Source organism: Pseudomonas carassii (assembly GCF_036324045.1).
GTDB lineage: Bacteria > Pseudomonadota > Gammaproteobacteria > Pseudomonadales > Pseudomonadaceae > Aquipseudomonas > Aquipseudomonas peradeniyensis.
The window spans coordinates 1-20,722 of record NZ_JAZDCT010000005.1; the positions used below are offsets into that span (position 1 = coordinate 1).

The window sequence follows — 20,722 nt, forward strand, 5'->3', positions numbered from 1 at the left end:
TTTCGGTCTGACCGGCTGGAATGACGACTTTGTCGCCGTTCGACAGGGTCACGGTCAGGTCATGGTCGAGTTTCTGGCTGACCTTGACGGTGAAGGCCGGCTGCTGGTCTTCGGTGACGTCGCCTTTGCCAACGATGGTGACGGTGACCTTGTCGCCCTGGTTGTCGGTGCCTGGAGTGCCAGTACCCGGCTCATCGGTCACGGTCGTGGTGATCGTGTTGTCGCCGAGGGTCAGCTTCTCGAAGTTGTCCGCACCACTGACACTCTCGATCTTGTTGACGATCGAAGGCTGGCCGCCGACGAATACGTCGTCAGGGGCGGTAATGGTGAAGGTACCGCTGGCGCTGCCGGCCGGAATGGTGACCTTGGTGCCATCGGTCAGGGTGAAGGTCAGACCATTGTGGCCGTTGACCGGCAGACCCTGGGCGTTGGTCAGGGTCACGGTGTAAGTGATCTGGCCGCCTTCGGTGACGGTGGTCTTGTCGGCGGTGAGGGTGGCGACGACTTCGCTGACGGTGTCGGTGATCTGAACCGAGGCGTTGCCACCCAGCTCCAGGTTCTCGAAGGCCTTGCCATCGACGGCAGCGTCGGTGATGCCAACGGTCAAGGTATCGCCGTCTTTGAAGACGTCATCACCTTGAGCCTTGGCCTTGTACTCGGCTTCGGTCTGACCAGCGGGGATGACCACCTTGTCGCCGTTCGACAGAGTCACGGTCAGGTCGTGGTCCAGTTTCTGGCTGACCTTGACGGTGAAGGCCGGCTGCTGGTCTTCGGTCACATCGCCTTTGCCGACGATGGTGACGGTGACCTTGTCGCCCTGGTTGTCGGTGCCTGGAGTGCCAGTACCTGGTTCGTCAGTGACCGAGGTTTTCACTTCGTCCTGACCCAGAGTCAGTTTTTCGAAGTTGTCGGCGCCGGTCACGCTTTCCAGTTTGTTGGTGATGGTCGGTTGACCACCAACGAACACGTCGTCCGGAGCGGTGATGGTGAAGGTGCCGCTGGCGCTACCGGCCGGGATGGTGACCTTGGTGCCATCGGTCAGGGTGAAGGTCAGGCCATTGTGGCCGTTGACCGGCAGACCTTGGGCATTGGTCAGGGTCACGGTGTAGGTGATCTGGCCACCTTCGGTGACGGTAGTCTTGTCGGCAGTCAGGGTCGCAACGACTTCACTGACGGTGTCGGTGATCTGTACCGAGGCGTTGCCGCCCAGCTCCAGATTCTCGAAGGCCTTGCCATCGACGGCAGCGTCGGTGATGCCAACGGTCAAGGTATCGCCGTCTTTGAAGACATCATCGCCTTGAGCTTTGGCTTTGTACTCGGCTTCGGTCTGGCCGGCCGGGATCACCACCTTGTCGCCGTTGGACAGGGTCACGGTCAGGTCGTGGTCCAGCTTCTGGCTGACCTTGACGGTGAAGGCCGGCTGCTGGTCTTCGGTGACGTCGCCTTTGCCGACGATGGTGACGGTGACCTTGTCGCCCTGGTTGTCGGTACCTGGAGTACCGGTGCCAGGTTCATCAGTCACGGTCGTGGTGACGGTGTTGTCGCCGAGGGTCAGCTTCTCGAAGTTATCGCCACCGGCAACCGATTCGATCTTGTTGACGATGCTCGGCTGGCCGCCCACGAACACATCGTCCGGTGCGGTGATGGTGAAAGTGCCGCTGGCGCTGCCGGCTGGAATGGTGACCTTGGTGCCATCGGTCAGGGTGAAGGTCAGGCCGTTGTGGCCGTTGACCGGCAGACCTTGGGCGTTGGTCAGGGTGACGGTGTAGGTGATCTGGCCACCTTCGGACACAGTGGTCTTGTCGGCGGTGAGGGTCGCAACCACTTCACTGACGGTGTCGGTGATCTGAACCGAGGTGTTGCCACCCAGCTCCAGGTTCTCGAAGGCTTTGCCGTCAACGGCAGCATCGGTGATGCCGACGGTCAGGGTGTCACCGTCTTTGAAGACGTCATCACCTTGGGCTTTCGCTTTGTACTCGGCTTCGGTTTGACCGGCCGGAATAACGACTTTGTCGCCGTTCGACAGGGTCACGGTCAGGTCATGGTCGAGTTTCTGGCTGACCTTGACGGTGAAGGCCGGCTGCTGGTCTTCGGTGACGTCACCTTTGCCAACGATGGTGACGGTGACCTTGTCGCCCTGGTTGTCAGTGCCAGGAGTACCGGTCCCTGGCTCGTCAGTCACGTTTGTGGTGACCGAGTTGTCGCCAAGGGTCAGCTTCTCGAAGTTATCGCCACCGGCAACCGATTCGATCTTGTTGACGATCGAAGGCTGGCCACCGACGAACACGTCATCCGGTGCGGTGATGGTAAAGGTACCGCTGGCGCTGCCCGCAGGAATGGTGACTTTGGTGCCATCGGTCAAAGTGAAGGTCAGGCCATTGTGGCCATTGACCGGCAAACCCTGGGCATTGGTCAGGGTCACGGTATAGGTGATCTGGCCGCCTTCGGACACAGTGGTCTTGTCGGCGGTGAGGGTTGCGACCACTTCACTGACGGTGTCGGTAATCTGCACGGTGGCATCGCCACCCAGTTGCAGGTTCTCGAAGGTCTTGCCCGACACGCTGGCATCGGTCACGCCAAGGGTCACCGAGCTGGCGTCCTTGAACACGTCGTCGCCCTGGGCCGGCAGGCTGTAGGTGGCCTGGGTCTGGCCGGCGCTGATGACCACGGTGGCGCCATTGGACAGGGTGACGGTCAGGTCATGGTCGAGCTTCTGGCTGACCGACACGGTGAAGGTCGGCTGCTCGGCCTCGGTCACGTTGCCATTGCTGGCGATGCTGACGGTCACCGTGTCGATGCTGTCGCTGATCACGGTCTGGGTCGGCGTGGTGTCGGGCTCCAGCTTCTCGAAGTTGCCGCCGGTGGCTCCGGTGATGCTGGTGCTGACCGTGCTGCCATTGACGAACACATCGTTGGCCGGGGTCTGGAAGTCGACGCTGCCGGTGCTTTCGCCGGCCTTGACGGTGATGGTCTGGCCGTTGGACAGGGTGACGGTGACCGGAGTCTGGGCCGGGTTGGTCAGGGTCACGGTGTAGGTGATCACGCCGCCTTCGGTGACGCTCGGGGTCGCGGTCAGGGTGGCGGTGGTGGTGTCGACCGAGTCGTTGATCTTCGTTTCCGCTGGTGCCGGGTTCGGCTCCAGTTTCTCGAAGTTGCCGCCCGTTGCCCCCGTGATCGTGGTGCTGACGGTGCTGCCGTTGTTGTAGACGTCGTTGGCCGGGGTCTGGAAATCGACGCTGCCGGACGACTTGCCGGCCTCGATGGTGACGGTCTGGCCGTTGGACAGGATAACGGTGACCGGGGTCTGGGCCGGGTTGGTCAGGGTCACGGTATAGGTGATCACGCCGCCTTCGGTCACGCTCGGAGTCGCGGTCAGGGTGGCGGTGGTGGTGTCGACAGAGTCGTTGATCTTCGTTTCAGCTGGTGCTGGGTTCGGCTCCAGTTTCTCGAAGTTGCCGCCTGTTGCCCCCGTGATCGTGGTGCTGACGGTGCTGCCGTTGTTGTAGACGTCATTGGCCGGGGTCTGGAAATCGACGCTGCCGGACGACTTGCCGGCCTCGATGGTGACGGTCTGGCCATTGGACAGAGTGACGGTGACCGGGGTCTGGGCCGGGTTGTTCAAGGTCACGGTGTAGGTGATCACGCCACCTTCGGTCACGCTCGGGGTCGCGGTGAGCGTGGCGGTGGTGGTGTCGATGGTGTCGGTGACCTGGGTCACCGCCGGGGTGGTGCTTGGCGTGACGATCAGGCCGTTACCGCCAGTCGTGCCGGTAATGGTCGCGGAGATCTGGCCGCCATCGATATAGGGCGTGTCGTTGGCCGGGATGTTGACGTTGACGGTGCCGGTGGTCTGGCCGGCCGGGATCACGATGACGGCGCCGTTGGACAGGGTCACGGTCAGGTTGGTCAGTGGTGGCTGGCCGACGGTGGCGGTATAGACGATGACGCCACCCGCCTCGGTGATCGTGGGGGTGGCGCTCAGGGTCAACCCTGTGGTGAGCGGGACGTTGGTCGTGTTGGTGCTGGCAGCGTTGCCGTCCAGTCCGCCCAGTTCCTCGACCGCCAGGCCGTTGGCGAAGCCTATCGGCCCGGTGGGGAAGCCGATGCTCGGATCGACCACCCCGGCGGTCTCCTCGAGCAGGACGAAACTGTGTCCGCCGCCGACCGAGCCGCCGCCTGCCGCGGCTGGGCCGGCTGCGGTGGCTTCCAGCTCGGTGGTCGGGTCGACACCGGCGGCGATGGCCTGTTGCAGCTCTTCGACCGAGGGCGCGGCTTGCGCGGTGGCCTGGCTCAGGTCGGTGCTGCTGTCGGGCGCGTCAGCGCTCCATTGGGTGTCGCGGCCCAGGTCGAGCACGCGGCCGTCGGCCAGTTCCAGGGTGACCGCGCCGCCCGCGCCGGTGTCTACCTGTTCACCCGCCAGCAGGCGATCGCCTTCGATCAGTACGCGCCGGATGCCTTCTGGGGAAACTGCGATGACTTGGCCAACAATGCTTTTGACGATGGCGACAACAGTGCTCATTGGACTCTCCGGGCTACCTGTTCAGTTGGCTTCCATGCCTGGCCGGCGTTCGAGGGCGGCGACTGATGGAATGTTTCAAATATGTTTTTGACGCTGATCTGCGTCAATTTTACGTCTATAATTTCTGGCTATTAAGTTTATGCCAAACTATTGACCTTCTGGCTGCCATCCTAAACAATCGCCAAGGTAATGTCACATTGATATTTGGCCAGCAAAGCCCTTTCTTTCGTATTAATCGCACTGCCTATTCGGAAGCTTCCTACATACAGGATCAGGGTTTGCCATTTTCCAAGGCAGGCACGGCTTCGGCTGTGATTTGGGACAACAGCTCTCTCGGGAACCAGTAAAAATGCGTGCGTCACTGTTCACCGCTCTTCCTTTCGCTCTCGCCGCCTCTTTCGTTCAAGCACAAACCTTGCCCGAAGCCATGCAGAAGGCCCTCGAGGTCCATCCGGAAATCCAGGCCGGCGTGAACGCCCGCACGGCTGCGGACTATCAGCTGCGCGCCGCCCAGGGCGGCTATTTGCCGCGGGTCGACGTGACCGCCGGCTATGGCCGCGAGGGCACCGACAGCCCGAGCACCCGCAACCGCTGGGAGACCCTGAACCGTGGCGAGTCGGCCATCCGCCTGCGGCAGATGGTCTTCGACGGCTTCGCCACCTCCAGCGAGGTCGGTCGTCAGCAGGCCACCGTCAACGCCCGCGCCTACTCCCTGCTGGGGACCTCCGAGCGCACCGCGCTGACCGTCGCCCAGGTCTACCTGGACGTGCTGTCGCGCCGCGAGATGGTGCGCCTGGCCGAAGACAACCTGCGCAACCACGAGCGCATCCTCGACCAGATCAAGCTGCGCACCAGCCGCGGCGTCGGCCGCCTGGCCGACCTCGACCAGGCCGAGGCGCGCCTGGCCCAGGCCCGCAACAACCTGATCACCGAGCAGACCAACCTGGCCGACGCCAATACCAACTACCTGAGCGTCGTCGGACAAATGCCCGACGAGTTAAGCACGCCCGCGCCATTTGTCGACCTGCTGCCGGCCACCCTCGACGAGGCCCGCCACCAGCTGGTCGAGGAAAGCCCGATCCTGCGCTCGGCCGAGTCGGACATCGCCGCCGCCGAGAAGCAATACGAAGCCGCAAAGTCTACGTTCTATCCACGATTCGATGCCGAACTCGGACGAACGGCCGACAACAACCTCGACGGCGCCGTCGGCCACAACAACGAATGGCAGGCCATGCTGCGCATGAACTTCAATTTGTACGCCGGTGGCAGCAACAAGGCCGACCTGGAGTCGAAGTCGTACCTGGCCAACCAGGCCCTGGACATTCGCAACAACGCCTTGCGCCAGCTCAATGAGGAGTTAGGCTTGGCATGGAATGCTCTGGAGAACGCCAACGCCCAGGTGCCGATCGCCCAGCAGTACGTCGATCACAGCAACCGCGTGCGCAGCGCCTACCAGCAGCAGTTCGGCCTGGGCGAGCGTACCTTGCTCGACCTGCTCGACAGCGAGAATGAAACCTTCACCGCCCAGCGTCGTCTGGTAGAGGTGAAGAACACACAAATGTTTACTCAGTATCGAATCAAGGCGACCATTGGTCAGCTGCTCAAGAGCCAGGGTGTCGTAGCACCGATGGCGTCCGTTGTGCAGAACGACCTGAAACCCAAGGTGAACCTGCCAGGCATGAACTGAAAGGCGCCTTGAACCTACCCCGCAAGGATGAAGAGAGCGCCGCGTGGAATCCGAAGTCAGTCGAGTCCAACTCAGCCACGATCCACGCAGTCAGCATGACGACCCGCTGCTGGACAGCCTGCTGACCCTGTGTGTCCTGCACCAGAAGCCCGCCAGCCGGGCCATGCTGACCACCGGGCTGCCCTTGCCCTCGCAGCGCCTGACCCCCGAGCTGCTGCCCCGCGCAGCCGCCCGGGCCGGGCTGCAGGGGCGCCTGCTGCAGCGCAAGCTCGAGCAGATCCCCAGCATCGCCATGCCGGCGATGCTGTTGCTCAAGGAAGGCCGTTGCGCGGTCCTGCTCGGCTGGGAGAACGAAGACACCGCGCGCCTGCTGCTCAGCGAGAGCGACGGCGGCGAGGTGCATGTCACCCGTGAGGCGTTGCAGGGCGACTACAGCGGCAAGGTGTTCTTCGCCCAGCCGCAGCACAAGTTCGACGTCAACCACGGCAACCTGATCCCGCGCGCGCGCTCCTGGTTCCGCGACACCCTGCTGCGCAGCAAGTGGCTGTACATCGATGCCATTGCCGCCAGCCTGGTGATCAACCTGATCGCCCTGGCCGCGCCGCTGTTCGTGATGAACGTATACGACCGCGTGGTGCCCAACCAGGCCACCTCGACCTTGTGGGTGCTGGCCATCGGCATTGCCGGTGCCTATGTCTTCGACCTGATTCTCAAGGGCTTGCGCAGCCTGTGCCTGGACCTGGCCGGCAAGAAGACCGACCTGATCATCTCGGCGACGCTGTTCGAGCGCATCGTCGGGATGTCGATGAAGTACCGCCCGGCGCGGGTCGGCAGCTTTGCCCAGAACATCCATGAGTTCCAGGGCCTGCGCGACTTCCTAGCCTCGCTGACCCTGACCAGCCTGATCGACCTGCCTTTCACGTTCCTGATTCTCATGGTCATCGCCATCATCGGCGGGCACCTGGTGTGGATCCCGATCCTGGCCTTCCCGTTGGCCCTGGGCATCGGGTACGCCCTGCAGAAGCCGTTGATGGCAACCATGGAACGCACCATGGCCCTGGCCTCCGAGCGCCAGTCGAGCCTGATCGAGACCCTCGCCGGGCTGGATGCGGTCAAGGTCAACAACGCCGAGAGCGAGCGCCAGTACATGTGGGAGCAGACCCTCGGCACCCTGAGCCGCCTGGAGCTGCGGGTGAAGGTGCTGTCGGGCCTGGCCATGAACATCACCGCGCTGATCCAGCAACTGGCCGGCGTGGCGATGATCTGCGTGGGCGTGTACCTGATCATCGATGGCAACCTGAGCATGGGTGGCCTGGTGGCCTGCTACATGCTCAGCGGTCGCGCCCTTGGCCCGCTGGGCTCGCTGAACGGCCTGCTGGCCCGCTACCAGCAAGCCAAGGTGACCATGGTCGCCACCGACCAGATGATGGAACTGCCCCAGGAGCGCAACTTCGAAGAGCGCCCACTGAGCCGCCAGGTGCTGCAGGGCGCCATCGAGTTCCGTGGTGTCGAGTTCACCTACCCGAACCAGCAGAACCAGGCGCTCAAGGGCATCAACCTGAACATTCGCCCGGGCGAGAAGGTCGGCATCATCGGCCGCAGCGGCTCGGGCAAGAGCTCCCTGGCCAAGCTGATCGTCGGCCTGTACGAACCGGACAACGGCTCGCTGCTGGTCGATGGCGTGGACATCCGTCAGATCGACGTCAGCGAACTGCGCCACAACATCGGCTACGTGCCCCAGGACATCCAGCTGCTGGCTGGCACCCTGCGCGACAACCTGGTCAGCGGCGCTCGCTACATCGAGGACGAGCTGATCCTTCAGGCCGCGGAACTGGCCGGCGTGCACGAGTTTGCCCGCCTGCACCCCGACGGCTATGAGCTGCAGGTTGGCGAGCGTGGCCAGAACCTCTCCGGCGGCCAGCGGCAGAACGTCGCCCTGGGCCGGGCGCTGCTGCTCAACCCGCAGATCCTGCTGCTCGACGAGCCCACCAGCGCCATGGACAACACCGGCGAGGAGCGTCTCAAGCAGCGCCTGGCCGCGGTGATCGAGAACAAGACCGTGCTGCTGGTCACCCATCGGGCGTCGTTGCTGTCGCTGGTGGACCGGTTGATCGTCATCGATCGTGGACAGATTGTCGCGGATGGCCCGAAAGCCGCCGTCATGGATGCGCTGAAGAAGGGGCAGATCAGTGTTGCATAAGCTGGATATCGGGCGTTTCAAGGACAACCTGCGCCGCTACTTCAAGGGCTCCGAGTCGCTGGCCGGCCAGCCGCTGCCCGAGGTCAACAAGGCGTTGATCGAGGACGCGCCACGGGTGGTGCGCCTGACCATCTGGGGCGTGATCGCGTTCTTCCTGTTCCTGATCATCTGGGCCAGCGTCGCGCCCATCGACGAGGTGACGCGCGGGGAGGGCAAGGCCATCCCGTCGTCCAAGGTGCAGAAGATCCAGAACCTCGAGGGCGGCATCGTCGCCGAGATCTTCGCCAAGGAAGGGGAGATCGTCGAGGTCGGCCAGCCGCTGCTGCGCCTGGATGAAACCCGCTTCGCCTCCAACGTCGACGAGACCGAGGCCTCGCGCCTGGCCATGGCCCTGCGCGTGCAGCGCCTGACGGCCGAGGTCGAGGACAAGCCGTTGCAGATCGACGAAGAGCTGCGCAAGGCCGCGCCGAGCCAGGCCGCCAACGAACAGTCGCTGTATCAGAGCCGTCGCCAGCAGCTGCAGGACGAGCTTGGCGGTTTGCAGCAGCAGTTGGTGCAGAAGCAGCAGGAGCTGCGCGAGTTCAACTCCAAGCGCGCCCAGTACGCCAACAGCCTGCAGTTGCTGCGCCAGGAAATCGCGATGTCCGAGCCGCTGGTGGCCCAGGGCGCGATCTCCCAGGTCGAGGTGCTGCGCCTGCGTCGCGCCGAGGTCGAGAACCGTGGCCAGATGGACTCCACCGCCCTGGCCATCCCCCGTGCCGAGGCGGCAATCAAGGAGGTCGAGAGCAAGATCGAGGAGACCCGCGGCAAGTTCCGCAGCGAGGCCCTGACCCAGCTCAACGAGGCCCGCACCGAGCTGAACAAGGCCACCGCCACCAGCAAGGCGCTGGACGACCGCGTGCACCGCACCATGGTCACCTCGCCGGTGCGCGGCATCGTCAAGCAGTTGTTGGTCAATACCATCGGCGGGGTGATCCAGCCGGGCAGCGACATCATCGAGATCGTGCCGCTGGACGACACCCTGGTGGTCGAGGCGAAGATCCTGCCCAAGGACATTGCCTTCCTGCACCCGGGCCAGGAGGCCACGGTCAAGTTCACCGCCTATGACTACACCATCTACGGTGGCATGAAGGCCAAGCTTGAGCAGATCGGCGCCGACACCATCACCGACGAAGACAAGAAGACCACCTACTACCTGATCAAGCTGCGTACCGACAAGAGCCACCTGGGCACGGATGAGAAGCCGCTGCTGATCATCCCGGGGATGGTGGCGACGGTGGATATCATGACCGGCAAGAAGACCATCATGAGTTATCTGCTCAAGCCGATCATCAAGGCCCGTTCGGAAGCCTTGCGCGAGCGTTGATCGTGTCTGCGCGATCCCTGTAGGAGCGGCCTTGTGCCGCGAAAGGGCCGCGAAGCGGCCCCAGGATTTCAGCGTTGATGCAAAGATCGCTGGGGCCGCTTCGCGGCCCTTTCGCGGCACAAGGCCGCTCCTACAGGTCGGCGCATGGGTTGAAGTGCAACCCCTTCATATGGATATGTCTTAACGGTATTTAAAATCCTGTTCTTATGACTTTATAGTCACCCCACTGCGTACCCGCCGACCAATCGGCGCGCCGCACGACTCGAACCCACACGGGCAATCCCCGTGCGTTTCCGATCGTTGCGCGCCCTGAAGTCGCGCACTGCGTGGGAGTGAACAATGCCAGCCGCCTCGAACGCCTTGTCGACCATCGACAGCGCCCTGCCGCAAACCTTCGACATCCGTCCGTTCCCCGGCGCCGTCGGTGCCGAGATCATCGGCCTCGACCTGTCCCGTGCGGTCAACGCCGAGGATTTCACCCGTATTCACCGCGCCCACCTGAACCATCATGTCCTGGTGTTTCGCGACCAGCGCATCACCCCCGAACAGCAGATCGCCTTCAGCCGCCGTTTCGGCGAGCTGCAGATCCATGTGCTCAAGCAGTTCCTGCTCGCCGGCCATCCCGAGATCCTGATCGTGTCCAATATCGTCGAGGACGGCCGCAACGTCGGCCTGGGCGATGCCGGCAAGTTCTGGCATTCGGACCTGTCGTACAAGGAACTGCCGAGCCTGGGCTCGATGCTGCACGCCCAGGAGCTGCCCAGCGAGGGCGGTGACACCTTGTTCGCCGACATGCACAAGGCCTGGGACGCGGTGCCCGAGGGCCTGCGCCGGGTCGTCGAGGGCCGCAGCGCCGCCCACTCCTACACCGCCCGTTACGCCGAGACCAGGTTCGAAGGCAACTGGCGCCCGACGCTGACCGCCGAGCAACTGGCCCAGGTCCAGGAGGTCATCCATCCGGTGGTGCGTACCCACCCGGAAAACGGCCGCAAGGCACTCTTCGTCAGCGAAGGCTTCACCACCCGCATCGTCGGCCTGCCGGATGACGAAAGCCGCGACGTGCTGCAACAGCTGTACGCCCTGAGCGTGCTGGAGCAGAACATCTATCGCCATCAATGGCAGCCCCACGACCTGGTGTTCTGGGACAACCGCTCGTTGATCCACCTGGCCACCGGTTGCCCCGCGCACCTGCGCCGCAAGCTGTACCGCACCACCATCCAGGGCGATGCCCCGTTCTGACGACTGAGGAAACACACCATGCGCAACTCCATCAGCCGCCTGGCGGCAAGTATCGGCCTGGGCGCGAGCTTGGGTTTAGGCAGCCTGGCGGCGCCGACCGTGGCCCACGCCGAAGGGCAGATCCGCATCGCCGAGCAGTTCGGCATCGTCTACCTGCTGCTCAATGTGGTGCGCGACCAGCAACTGATCGAGAAACATGGCAAGGAGCAGGGCCTCGACATCAAGGTCGACTGGGCCCAGCTGTCCGGTGGCGCGGCGATCAACGACGCCTTGCTGTCCGGCTCGGTGGACATCGCCGGCGCTGGTGTCGGGCCGCTGCTCACCGTGTGGGATAGAACCCGCGGCCGGCAGAACGTCAAGGCCGTGGCCTCGCTGGGCAACTTCCCGTACTACCTGGTCAGCAGCAACCCCAATGTGAAGACCATCGCCGATATCTCCGACAAGGACCGGATCGCCGTCCCGGCGGTGGGCGTTTCGGTGCAGTCGCGCTTCCTGCAGTACGCCGCCGCCCGGCAGTGGGGCGACAAGGAATACAACCGTCTCGACAAGTACACCCTGGCTGTGCCGCACCCGGACGCCACCGCGGCCTTGTTGGCCGGCGGCACCGAGCTCAACGGGCACTTCTCCAACCCGCCGTTCCAGGACCAAGTACTGGCCAACAAGAATGTGCACGTGGTGCTCGACAGCTACGACCTGCTCGGCCCCAACTCGCCGACCCTGCTGTTCGCCACCGAGAAATTCCGCAAGGACAATCCCAAGACCTACAAGGCCTTCGTCGATGCCCTCGCCGAAGCCGCCGATTTCGCCCAGAAGGACAAGGCCGCCGCCGCCGACACCTATATCCGGGTGACCAAGGCCAAGATCGACCGCGAGGCGTTGATCAAGCTGATCGACAACCCGCAGTACGAATTCACTGTCACGCCGAAGAACACCTACAAGTTGGCCGAGTTCCTCTACCGGGTCGGCGCGATCAAGAACAAGCCCGAATCGTGGAAGGACTACTTCTTCCAGGATGAACGCCCGTTGCAGGGGAGCTGAGCGCCGATGACCGCCCCATTGCCAGGCCACACGGCCAGCAACCTGAGCCGTGTCGCCACCCCACCGCTGCTGGCGGTGGACAACCTGAGCCTTGAATACCGCACCGCCCAGCGCGTGGTGCGGGCCACCCACCAGGTCAGTTTCGAGGTCGACCGCGCCGACCGTTTCGTCTTGCTCGGCCCGTCCGGCTGCGGCAAGTCCACCTTGCTCAAGGCCGTGGCCGGCTTCATCGCACCACGGGAAGGGCAGATCCTGCTCCAGGGCCAGCCGGTGCGCGGCCCGGGGCCGGACCGCATCGTGGTGTTCCAGGAGTTCGACCAGTTGCCGCCGTGGAAGACGGTGAAGCAGAACGTGATGTTCCCGCTGCTGGTGTCCGGCCAGCTCAAGCGCGCCGAGGCTGAGGAACGGGCGCTGCATTACCTGGAGAAAGTCGGCCTGGCCGCCTTCGCCGACGCCTACCCGCACACCCTGTCCGGTGGCATGAAGGCCCGCGTGGCCATCGCCCGGGCACTGGCCACACAGCCCAAGATCCTGCTGATGGACGAGCCGTTCGCCGCGCTCGATGCCCTGACCCGGCGCAAGATGCAGGAAGAGTTGTTGCTGCTGTGGGAGGAGGTGCGCTTCACCCTGCTGTTCGTCACCCACTCCATCGAAGAGGCGCTGGTGGTGGGCAATCGAATCCTGCTGCTGTCGCCGCACCCCGGGCGGGTGCGGGCCGAGGTGCACAGCCACCAGTTCGACCTCGGCAGCCTCGGTGCCAGCGACTTCCAGGCCAGTGCCCGACGTATCCACCGGCTGCTGTTCGACGAGGCCGATGCCTCGACGCCAGCGGACGATCTGGGCTTCAACGATATCCGTATCGCCTACTGACGGGAGCCAGGGCATGACGACGACACCTGTACGCCAGGAATACGAAGTGCAGCTGCAACCCCTGCCGGGTGTGCCGCTGGAGCGCGAGCTGCCGTTGGTGCAACGCTTGTGGCAACAGGGCTGGCTGCGCAAGGCCGTGATCCTGGTACTGCTTGCGGTGGTCTGGGAGGCCGTGGCCCGCTATACCGGCAACGACCTGCTGCTGCCGAGCTTCCTGCAGACCGCCAGCGCGTTGTGGGACGGGCTGCTCAGCGGCGAGCTGCCGGCCAAGGTCGGTGTATCGCTGGTGGTGCTGCTCAAAGGCTATGTGCTGGGCATCGTCCTGGCCTTCGGCCTGACCAGCCTGGCCGTCTCGACGCAAGTGGGGCGCGACCTGCTGGGCACGCTGACCTCGATGTTCAACCCGCTGCCGGCCATCGCCCTGCTGCCGCTGGCCTTGCTCTGGTTCGGCCTGGGCGACAACAGCCTGATCTTCGTGCTGGTGCACTCGGTGCTGTGGGCGCTGGCGCTGAACACCTACGCGGGCTTCCTCGGCGTGTCCGAGACCCTGCGCATGGCCGGGCGCAACTACGGGCTGCGCGGCCTGCGCCTGGTGCTGCACATCCTGGTGCCGGCGGCGCTGCCGTCGATCCTGTCGGGTCTGAAAATCGGCTGGGCCTTCGCCTGGCGCACGCTGATTGCCGCCGAGCTGGTGTTCGGCGCCAGCAGCGGCAAGGGCGGGCTGGGCTGGTACATCTTCCAGAACCGCAATGAGCTGTACACCGACAAGGTGTTTGCCGGGCTGGCGGTGGTGATTCTGATCGGCCTGCTGGTGGAGGGGCTGGTGTTCAACACCCTGGAGCGGCTGACGGTGCGGCGGTGGGGGATGCAGCGCTAGATCACGCAGAACTCAATCCCGATACTGCGCCGCAGCACTGTCCAGCGTCCGCGCAATCTCCTCGCGCAGCGCCTGCGGCGCTTCCACCACCAGCCCCTCCCCCTGGCTCAGCAACCACCAGCGCAGGGGCCAGCCATCCGCCACCGTCGCCCGCAGCCGGTGCCCCTGTTCCAGGGCGGTCAGCTGCATGTCGGCGGTCAAGGGCGCTTCGCGCAGTCGGCGGGCCAGCAGGTCGCTGATCCATGCCTGCAATTCGACGCCTTCCCCTTGCCCGGGCTGCAGCGTATCGCCGCGCAGATAACCCTGCAGGTCGAAATTCCCACGTAGTTCGGCACCGGCATTGGCCGACCAGTGCCAGCCGAACGGAATGCTCTTGTCGTTGCGCTCCAGTGGGAAGATCAGCGACAGCTCGTTGAGGTCGCGCTCGACCGTGCGCTTGCTGACGGTGAAGCCCACGTCACGCAGGCGCCACACCAGTTCGGCACTGGTGATCCCGGGGGAGCGGCTGGGCAGCTGGCGGAGCAAGGCCCATTGGCGGCTGAGGGTGGCGCGGGTGGTGGCGAAGGGCAAAAGGAAACGTCCTTGTCTAGGCTTGCCGGCATAGGATGGCGGCACGGGCAGGGCATGGCAATTGGCCACAGCCTGCTCAGATCAAGGAAGATGCAATTGGTTGCCTGGGATCAATTCGTTCGCGACAGGTTTTGTCGTGGCATCGCGCAGAATCACGCCTCACCACAGTGGAGGTTGGAGCTGTGGGTCGTTCAATGAGGATGAACATGTCTGCCGCCAGCAATATCCATTCGCTGCTTGCCCGGCTTCTTCCCGAGCGGGTCGTCCCAGCCCCGGCACGCCCCGGACAGCGCCACAGGCTGTTCGCCGGCATCGGCATGCCCAGCCAGCAGGCCTTGAGCGGCGAGCGCTTCGGTCTGACCGACCGGCTGGACGAGGCGGTCGACCTGCAGGCGGTCTACCACGACCTGTGCCGCCAGGCATTGCTGGGCAATGTCGCGGCGCTCAACGACCTGGGCTGGATCTGGCTCAATGGCAAGTACTGGCGCGGCGATACCGTGCTCGCCGGCCACCTGCTGCGCATGGCCGCGCTGCAGGGCAATGCTGCGGCCTGGTTCAACCTTGGCCAGCAGCAATATTTCGGCAAGGGTGTCGATGTCTCATACGCCAACGCGGCCGAATACTACCGGCATGCTTTCGAGCGGGGCATGGTGCATGCCGCTGCGGCGCTGGGAGATTTGTACGAAGAAGAGGTGTGCGAGGGTGACCAGGTGTGGCAGGTCGACCCGCTCGAGGCCTATCAGTGGTTTCTTCGCGGCGCCCAGCGCGGCGAGACGCGCTGCCGCTTCGAGGTGGGCTACCGGTTGTTGCATGGGCTTTATGTCGAGGCGGACACCAAGGGCGGGCTGTATTGGCTGGAGCTGGCGGCGGCGACCGGCGTGATGCAGGCGGCAGAGGAGCTGGCCGTGCATTTCAGCAGCCGCGATGCATTGCGTTACCTGGGCTGGCGCGACCAGGCGATCCAGATGGGCAGCACGCTGGCGCTGACCATGAAGCTGGAAGATCAGATTCAGCCGTGAGGTAAGGGACATCGCGGCCACTGTAGGAGCGGCCTTGTGCCGCGAAAGGGCTGCGTAGCAGCCCCGGCGATATCAGCTTGATGCACGAATCATGGGGGCGCTTCGCACCCCTTTCGCGGCACAAGGCTGCTCCTACAGAGATCGTGATATCCGGTAGATGAACAACCTTTCATCTACTCCCTCCGTCACCCCCGGTTGACGACAGGGGTAGGGCAGGGCGTATATTGATAGTTAGCAAACTATGAATATCCTCGGTTCCCACATGTCTCTTGACGCACTGCACCTGAAAATCAGCAGCGGAATGGTCGTGGCCGCCCGTCACTGGCGTCGCCTGTGCCAGGGCGCCCTGACCGGCTACGGCATTTCCGAAGCCTGCGCCGTGCCGCTGCTGATGATCGTGCGCCTGGGCGACGGCGTGCACCAGGTGGCGGTGGCGCAGGCCGCCGGGCTGGAAAGCCCGTCGCTGGTGCGCCTGCTCGACCAGCTGTGCAAGGCCGGCCTGGTCTGCCGCAGCGAGGACCCGCTGGACCGCCGCGCCAAGGCCCTGAGCCTGACCCTTGAGGGGCGCGCCCTGGCGGAGTCCATCGAAGGCGAACTGGTGCGCCTGCGCCGTGAGGTGCTCGGCGGTATCGACCAGGCCGACCTGGACGCCACCTTGCGGGTGATCCAGGCGTTCGAAGCCGCGGGCGTGATGCCATGAGCGGCTTCTTCAGCTCTGTGCCCCCGGCCCGCGACTGGTTCTACGGCGTGCGTACCTTCGCCGCGTCGATGATCGCCCTGTACATCGCCCTGTTGATGCAGTTGCCGCGCCCGTACTGGGCCATGGCCACGGTGTACATCGTCTCCAGCCCGTTCCTCGGGCCGACCACCTCCAAGGCGTTGTACCGTGCCCTCGGCACGTTGCTGGGAACCGGCGGGGCGATTTTCCTGGTGCCGCCACTGGTGCAGTCGCCGCTGTTGCTGAGCATTGCCATCGCCCTGTGGACCGGCACCCTGCTGTTCCTTTCGCTGAACCTGCGCACGGCCAACAACTACGTGCTGATGCTCGCCGGCTACACCCTGCCGATGATTGCCCTGGCGGTGGTCGACAACCCGCTGGCGGTGTTCGACGTAGCCTCGTCCCGGGCCCAGGAGATCTGCCTGGGTATCGTCTGCGCTGCGGTGGTCGGCGCGATTTTCTGGCCGTGCCGGCTGGCGCCGGTGGTGGTGGGCGCGACCGGCAACTGGTTCGCCGAGGCGATCCGCTACAGCGATACCTACTTGGCCCGCGAGGCCAGCGCCGACAAGGTCGGCGGCATGCGTGGCGCGATGGTCGCCACATTCAACTCGCTGGAATTGATGATCGGCCAGCTCGGCCACGAGGGCGCCGGTCCGCATACCCTGAAAAATGCCCGTGAGCTGCGTGGCCGCATGATCCACCTGTTGCCGGTGATCGATGCCCTGGACGACGCCCTGATCGCCCTCGAGGGTCGCGCCCCGGCCCAGTTCGCCCAGTTGAAGCCGGTACTCGATGCTGCCCGTGAATGGCTCAAGGGCACTGCCGACAGCGCCTCGGTGGCGCGCTGGACCGCCCTGCACGAGCAGATCGACCGCCTGCAGCCCGGCGCCGCCGCCATCGACCAGCGCGCCGAGCTGCTGTTGTCCAATGCCCTCTACCGCCTGACCGAATGGGCCGATCTCTGGCAGGACTGCTGCACCCTGCAGCACGCCCTGCGCAAGGACGACGCCACGCCGTGGCGCGCGGTCTACCGTCACTGGCGCCTGGGCCGGCTGACGCCGTTCTTCGACCGTGGCCTGATGCTCTATTCGGTGTTCTCCACCGTCACCGCCATCATCGTCGCCTGCGGCCTGTGGATCGGCCTGGGCTGGAACGACGGCGCCAGCGCGGTGATCCTCGCCGCCGTGTCGTGCAGTTTCTTCGCCGCCATGGACGACCCGGCGCCGCAGATCTACCGGTTCTTTTTCTGGACCTTGATGTCGGTGATCTTCTCCAGCCTGTACCTGTTCCTGGTGCTGCCCAACCTGCACGACTTCCCGATGCTGGTACTGGCCTTCGCCGTGCCGTTCATCTGCGTCGGCACCCTGACCGTGCAGCCGCGTTTTTACCTCGGCACCCTGCTGACCATCGTCAACACCTCGACCTTCATCAGCATCCAGGGCGCCTACGACGCCGACTTCTTCACCTTCATCAACGCCAACCTGGCCGGCCCCGTAGGCTTGCTATTCGCCTTCATCTGGACCCTGGTGGTGCGCCCGTTCGGCGTGGAGCTGGCGGCCAAGCGCATGACCCGCTTCACCTGGCGCGACATCGTCGAAATGACCGCGCCGGCCACCCTGGCCGAGCACCGCCAGGTCGGCGTGCAGATGCTCGACCGCCTGATGCAGCACCTGCCACGGCTGTCGCAGACCGGCCAGGACAGCGGCGTGGCCCTGCGCGACCTGCGCGTGGGCCTGAACCTGCTCGACTTGCTGGCCTACCTGCCGCGTGCCGGCGCCGAGGCCCGCGAGCGCCTGCGCACGGTGATCGAGGAGGTCGGCAGTCACTACGCCGCCTGCCTGCGCGCGGGCGAGCGCCTGCATGCCCCGGCGGCGCTGCTGCGCAACATGGAGCGTGCGCGCCTGGCGCTGAACCTGGACGAACTGTACGAACGCGGCGACGCCCGCACCCACCTGCTGCACGCCCTGAGCGGCCTGCGCCTGGCGCTGCTGCCGGGCGTTGAAGTGATGCTCGAGCCTGCCGAGCAAACGCAACTGCCCCCCGGGCTCGACGGAGCGCCCCTGTGATTGGTGAACTGGATATCAGCGGGGTGTTCCTGCCCACGCTGCTGGTGATGATGTTTGGCACCTACCTGCTGTTCCTCGGGGTGCACGCGGTGCTGGTGCGCCTGCATTTCTACCGCCTGGTCTGGCACCGGGCGCTGTTCAACGTTGCCCTGTATGCCGTGCTGCTTGGCGCGGTGGACCACTTTTGCCGAAGCCTGATGCTGCCATGAAAAAACCTTTGCTGACCCTGGGCCGCGTGGTCCTGACCTTGCTGGTAGTGACCTTCGCCGCCGTGCTCGTGTGGCAGATGGTGGTGTACTACATGTTCGCCCCCTGGACCCGCGACGGTCATATCCGCGCCGACGTGATCCAGATCGCCCCGGATGTGTCCGGGCTGATCCAGAAGGTCGAGGTGCGAGACAACCAGACCATCAAGCGCGGTGACGTGCTGTTCACCATCGACCAGGACCGCTTCACCCTGGCCCTGCGCCAGGCCAAGGCGACCCTGGCCGAGCGTCAGGAGACCCTGGCCCAGGCCTCTCGCGAGGCCCAGCGCAACCGCAAGCTGGGCAATTTGGTGGCGGCCGAGCAGCTTGAAGAGAGCCAGTCCCGCGAAGCCCGTGCCCGCTCGGCGGTGAACGAGGCCCAGGTGCAGGTGGATGTGGCCCAGCTCAACCTCGACCGCTCGGTGGTGCGCAGCCCGGTGGACGGCTACCTCAACGACCGCGCCCCGCGTGCCCACGAGTTCGTCAGCGCCGGACGCCCGGTGCTGTCGGTGGTCGACAGCGCCTCGTACCACGTCGATGGCTACTTCGAAGAGACCAAGCTGGGCGGTATTCATATCGGCGATGCCGTGGAGATTCGCGTGATGGGCGACAACACCCGCCTGCGTGGCCGGGTGCAGAGCCTGGCCGCCGGCATCGAGGACCGCGACCGCAGCAGCGGCGCCAACCTGTTGCCCAACGTCAATCCGGCGTTCAGTTGGGTGCGCCTGGCCCAGCGGATTCCGGTGCGCATCGCCTTCGATGAAGTGCCGGAAGACTTCCGCATGATCGCCGGACGTACCGCCACGGTGTCGATCATCGAGGGTCAGCATCCATGAAACAGCTGATCCTGGCGGGGCTGTGCCTGTCCTTGGGGGCCTGCATGATGGTCGGGCCTGACTACGAGCTGCCCAAGGACGCCGCCGTGCAGCGCGGCGACCTCAATGGCCCGCTGCGCCAAGACGCCGACAGCGTGGTCTCGGCGCCAGTGCCCGAGGACTGGTGGCAGCTGTACCAGGATCAACGGCTCAACGAGCTGGTGCACCAGGCCCTGAGCGCCAACACCGAACTGCGCGTGGCCGCCGCCAACATCGCCAAGGCTCGCGCCCAGGTAGAGGTGGCCGAGTCCCAGGGCGGCTTCAACGGAGGCGTCAAGCTGGGCGCCCAGCGCCTGCAGGAGTCCGGCGAGGCCTTCCTGCAGCCGGAAAAGGTGCCGGTGGCCAATATCGGCGAAGCGATCATCAGCGCCAGCTACCAATTCGACCTGTGGGGCACGCTCAAGCGCGGCACCGAGGCCGCCAAGGCCAATGCCGACGCGGTGCAGGCCGCCGCCGACACCGCGCGCATCACCCTGGTGGCCGATGTGGTCAAGGCCTACACCCAGGTGTGCTCGGCCAACGAGGAATACCACATCGCCCGCGAGTCGCTGGACCTGCAGCAGCAGAGCGTGCAACTGACCCAGCGCCTGCGCGACGCCGGGCGTGGCGACGAGACCCAGGTCACCCGTTCGCAGACCCAGTTCAAGTCCCTGCGCGCCGAATTGCCGCGCTTCAAGGCCGAGCGTGAGGCGGGCCTCTACACTCTTGCTGCGTTACTGGCCAAGCCGGTCGAGCAGTTGCCCGCCGGCACCGCCGATTGCGCCGAACTGCCCCACCTGTCGCAGCTGGTGCCGGTCGGTGATGGCGCGGCCCTGCTCAAGCGCCGCCCGGACGTGCGTCAGGCCGAGCGCCAGCTGGCGGCGGCCACCGCCAGCATCGGCGTGGCCACCGGCGCGCTGTACCCGGATATCAGCATCGGCGCCCAGGTGGGCACCATCGGCATTCTCGAGAACCTCGGCGAGCCGGCCACCAATCGCTGGGGCTTCGGCCCGCAGATCAGCTGGAACATCCCCACCAACGGCACCCGCGCGCGCATCCGCATGGCCGAGGCCTCGACCCAGGCGGCGCTGGCGCATTTCGACGGGGTGGTGCTCAACGCCATTCGCGAAACCCAGACCCGCCTGGCGCAGTACAGCGCGCTGCTGGATCGGCGCGATGCCCTGGCCGAGGCGGAGCGCTCCGCCAAGGAGTCGGCGGACCAGACGCATCTGCGTTACCAGGTAGGGCGTGAGTCGTTCCTGGCGGACCTGCAGGCGACGCGGACCTATACCGATGTGCGGGCGCAGCTGGCGGCGGCCAACAGCCAGGTGGCGATGGGGCAGATCGGGGTGTTCCTGGCGTTGGGTGGCGGCTGGAAGGGCAGTGCCAGGCCCTGACGGGGAGGGCACGCTCCCCTGTAGGAGCGGCCTTGTGTCGCGAAAGGGCCGCGAAGC

At 65.1% G+C, this 20,722-nt stretch carries 15 protein-coding genes; 13 read left to right on the plus strand and 2 right to left on the minus strand.

The features are described from left to right. Positions 1-4,519 (minus strand): retention module-containing protein (locus V0R62_RS05070; protein WP_330102980.1); only part of this gene is annotated, 4,519 nt, incomplete at its 3' end. Positions 4,520-4,868: 349 nt separating this feature from the next. Between V0R62_RS05070 and V0R62_RS05075 the strand changes: the two genes are divergently transcribed. From V0R62_RS05075 to V0R62_RS05105, 7 genes are all read left to right on the plus strand, one after another. Beyond that, positions 4,869-6,206 carry a TolC family outer membrane protein gene (locus V0R62_RS05075; RefSeq protein ID WP_186734129.1) on the plus strand — a complete coding sequence of 446 codons (1,338 nt, stop codon included), beginning with the start codon at positions 4,869-4,871 and terminating at the stop codon, positions 6,204-6,206. Positions 6,207-6,249: 43 nt separating this feature from the next. Next, entirely contained in the window at positions 6,250-8,406 is a 2,157-nt protein-coding gene (locus V0R62_RS05080; protein ID WP_186716004.1) for a type I secretion system permease/ATPase, read from the plus strand. Further along, positions 8,396-9,772, plus strand: a complete 1,377-nt coding sequence (locus V0R62_RS05085) for an HlyD family type I secretion periplasmic adaptor subunit (RefSeq protein WP_028689255.1) — start codon at positions 8,396-8,398, stop codon at positions 9,770-9,772. The genes V0R62_RS05080 and V0R62_RS05085 overlap by 11 nt, the downstream gene beginning before the upstream one ends. Before the next feature lie 339 nt (positions 9,773-10,111). Continuing rightward, positions 10,112-11,011: a TauD/TfdA dioxygenase family protein gene (locus V0R62_RS05090; protein ID WP_330102981.1), complete on the plus strand. Its 900-nt coding sequence runs from the start codon at positions 10,112-10,114 to the stop codon at positions 11,009-11,011. 18 nt (positions 11,012-11,029) lie between these two features. Then, entirely contained in the window at positions 11,030-12,049 is a 1,020-nt protein-coding gene (locus V0R62_RS05095; protein WP_330102982.1) for an ABC transporter substrate-binding protein, read from the plus strand. Positions 12,050-12,055: 6 nt separating this feature from the next. Continuing rightward, on the plus strand, positions 12,056-12,919 hold the full coding sequence (locus V0R62_RS05100; protein WP_330102983.1) for an ABC transporter ATP-binding protein: 864 nt from the start codon (positions 12,056-12,058) through the stop codon (positions 12,917-12,919). Between the two features lie 13 nt (positions 12,920-12,932). Continuing rightward, the gene (locus V0R62_RS05105) at positions 12,933-13,796 is read left to right on the plus strand and encodes an ABC transporter permease (protein WP_096049112.1); all 864 of its coding nucleotides are present in this window, start codon (positions 12,933-12,935) and stop codon (positions 13,794-13,796) included. Positions 13,797-13,808: 12 nt separating this feature from the next. Here V0R62_RS05105 and V0R62_RS05110 read toward each other — a convergent pair whose 3' ends face one another. Next, entirely contained in the window at positions 13,809-14,366 is a 558-nt protein-coding gene (locus V0R62_RS05110) for a WCX domain-containing protein (protein ID WP_330102984.1), read from the minus strand. Between the two features lie 206 nt (positions 14,367-14,572). Here V0R62_RS05110 and V0R62_RS05115 point away from each other — a divergent pair, with 206 nt between their 5' ends. From V0R62_RS05115 to V0R62_RS05140, 6 genes are all read left to right on the plus strand, one after another. Beyond that, on the plus strand, positions 14,573-15,385 hold the full coding sequence (locus V0R62_RS05115; RefSeq protein ID WP_330102985.1) for a tetratricopeptide repeat protein: 813 nt from the start codon (positions 14,573-14,575) through the stop codon (positions 15,383-15,385). 262 nt (positions 15,386-15,647) lie between these two features. Continuing rightward, positions 15,648-16,085, plus strand: a complete 438-nt coding sequence (locus tag V0R62_RS05120) for a MarR family winged helix-turn-helix transcriptional regulator (RefSeq protein WP_330102986.1) — start codon at positions 15,648-15,650, stop codon at positions 16,083-16,085. Further along, a complete protein-coding gene (locus V0R62_RS05125; RefSeq protein WP_330102987.1) occupies positions 16,082-18,169 on the plus strand; it encodes an FUSC family protein in 2,088 nt (695 codons plus the stop codon). Before V0R62_RS05120 ends, V0R62_RS05125 begins: the two co-directional genes overlap by 4 nt. Beyond that, positions 18,166-18,378 carry a DUF1656 domain-containing protein gene (locus V0R62_RS05130; protein ID WP_016392395.1) on the plus strand — a complete coding sequence of 71 codons (213 nt, stop codon included), beginning with the start codon at positions 18,166-18,168 and terminating at the stop codon, positions 18,376-18,378. The genes V0R62_RS05125 and V0R62_RS05130 overlap by 4 nt, the downstream gene beginning before the upstream one ends. Then, positions 18,375-19,250, plus strand: a complete 876-nt coding sequence (locus V0R62_RS05135) for an efflux RND transporter periplasmic adaptor subunit (protein ID WP_028689246.1) — start codon at positions 18,375-18,377, stop codon at positions 19,248-19,250. Before V0R62_RS05130 ends, V0R62_RS05135 begins: the two co-directional genes overlap by 4 nt. Further along, positions 19,247-20,665: a TolC family protein gene (locus V0R62_RS05140; protein ID WP_330102988.1), complete on the plus strand. Its 1,419-nt coding sequence runs from the start codon at positions 19,247-19,249 to the stop codon at positions 20,663-20,665. The genes V0R62_RS05135 and V0R62_RS05140 overlap by 4 nt, the downstream gene beginning before the upstream one ends. The last annotated feature ends 57 nt before the right edge of the window (positions 20,666-20,722 follow it).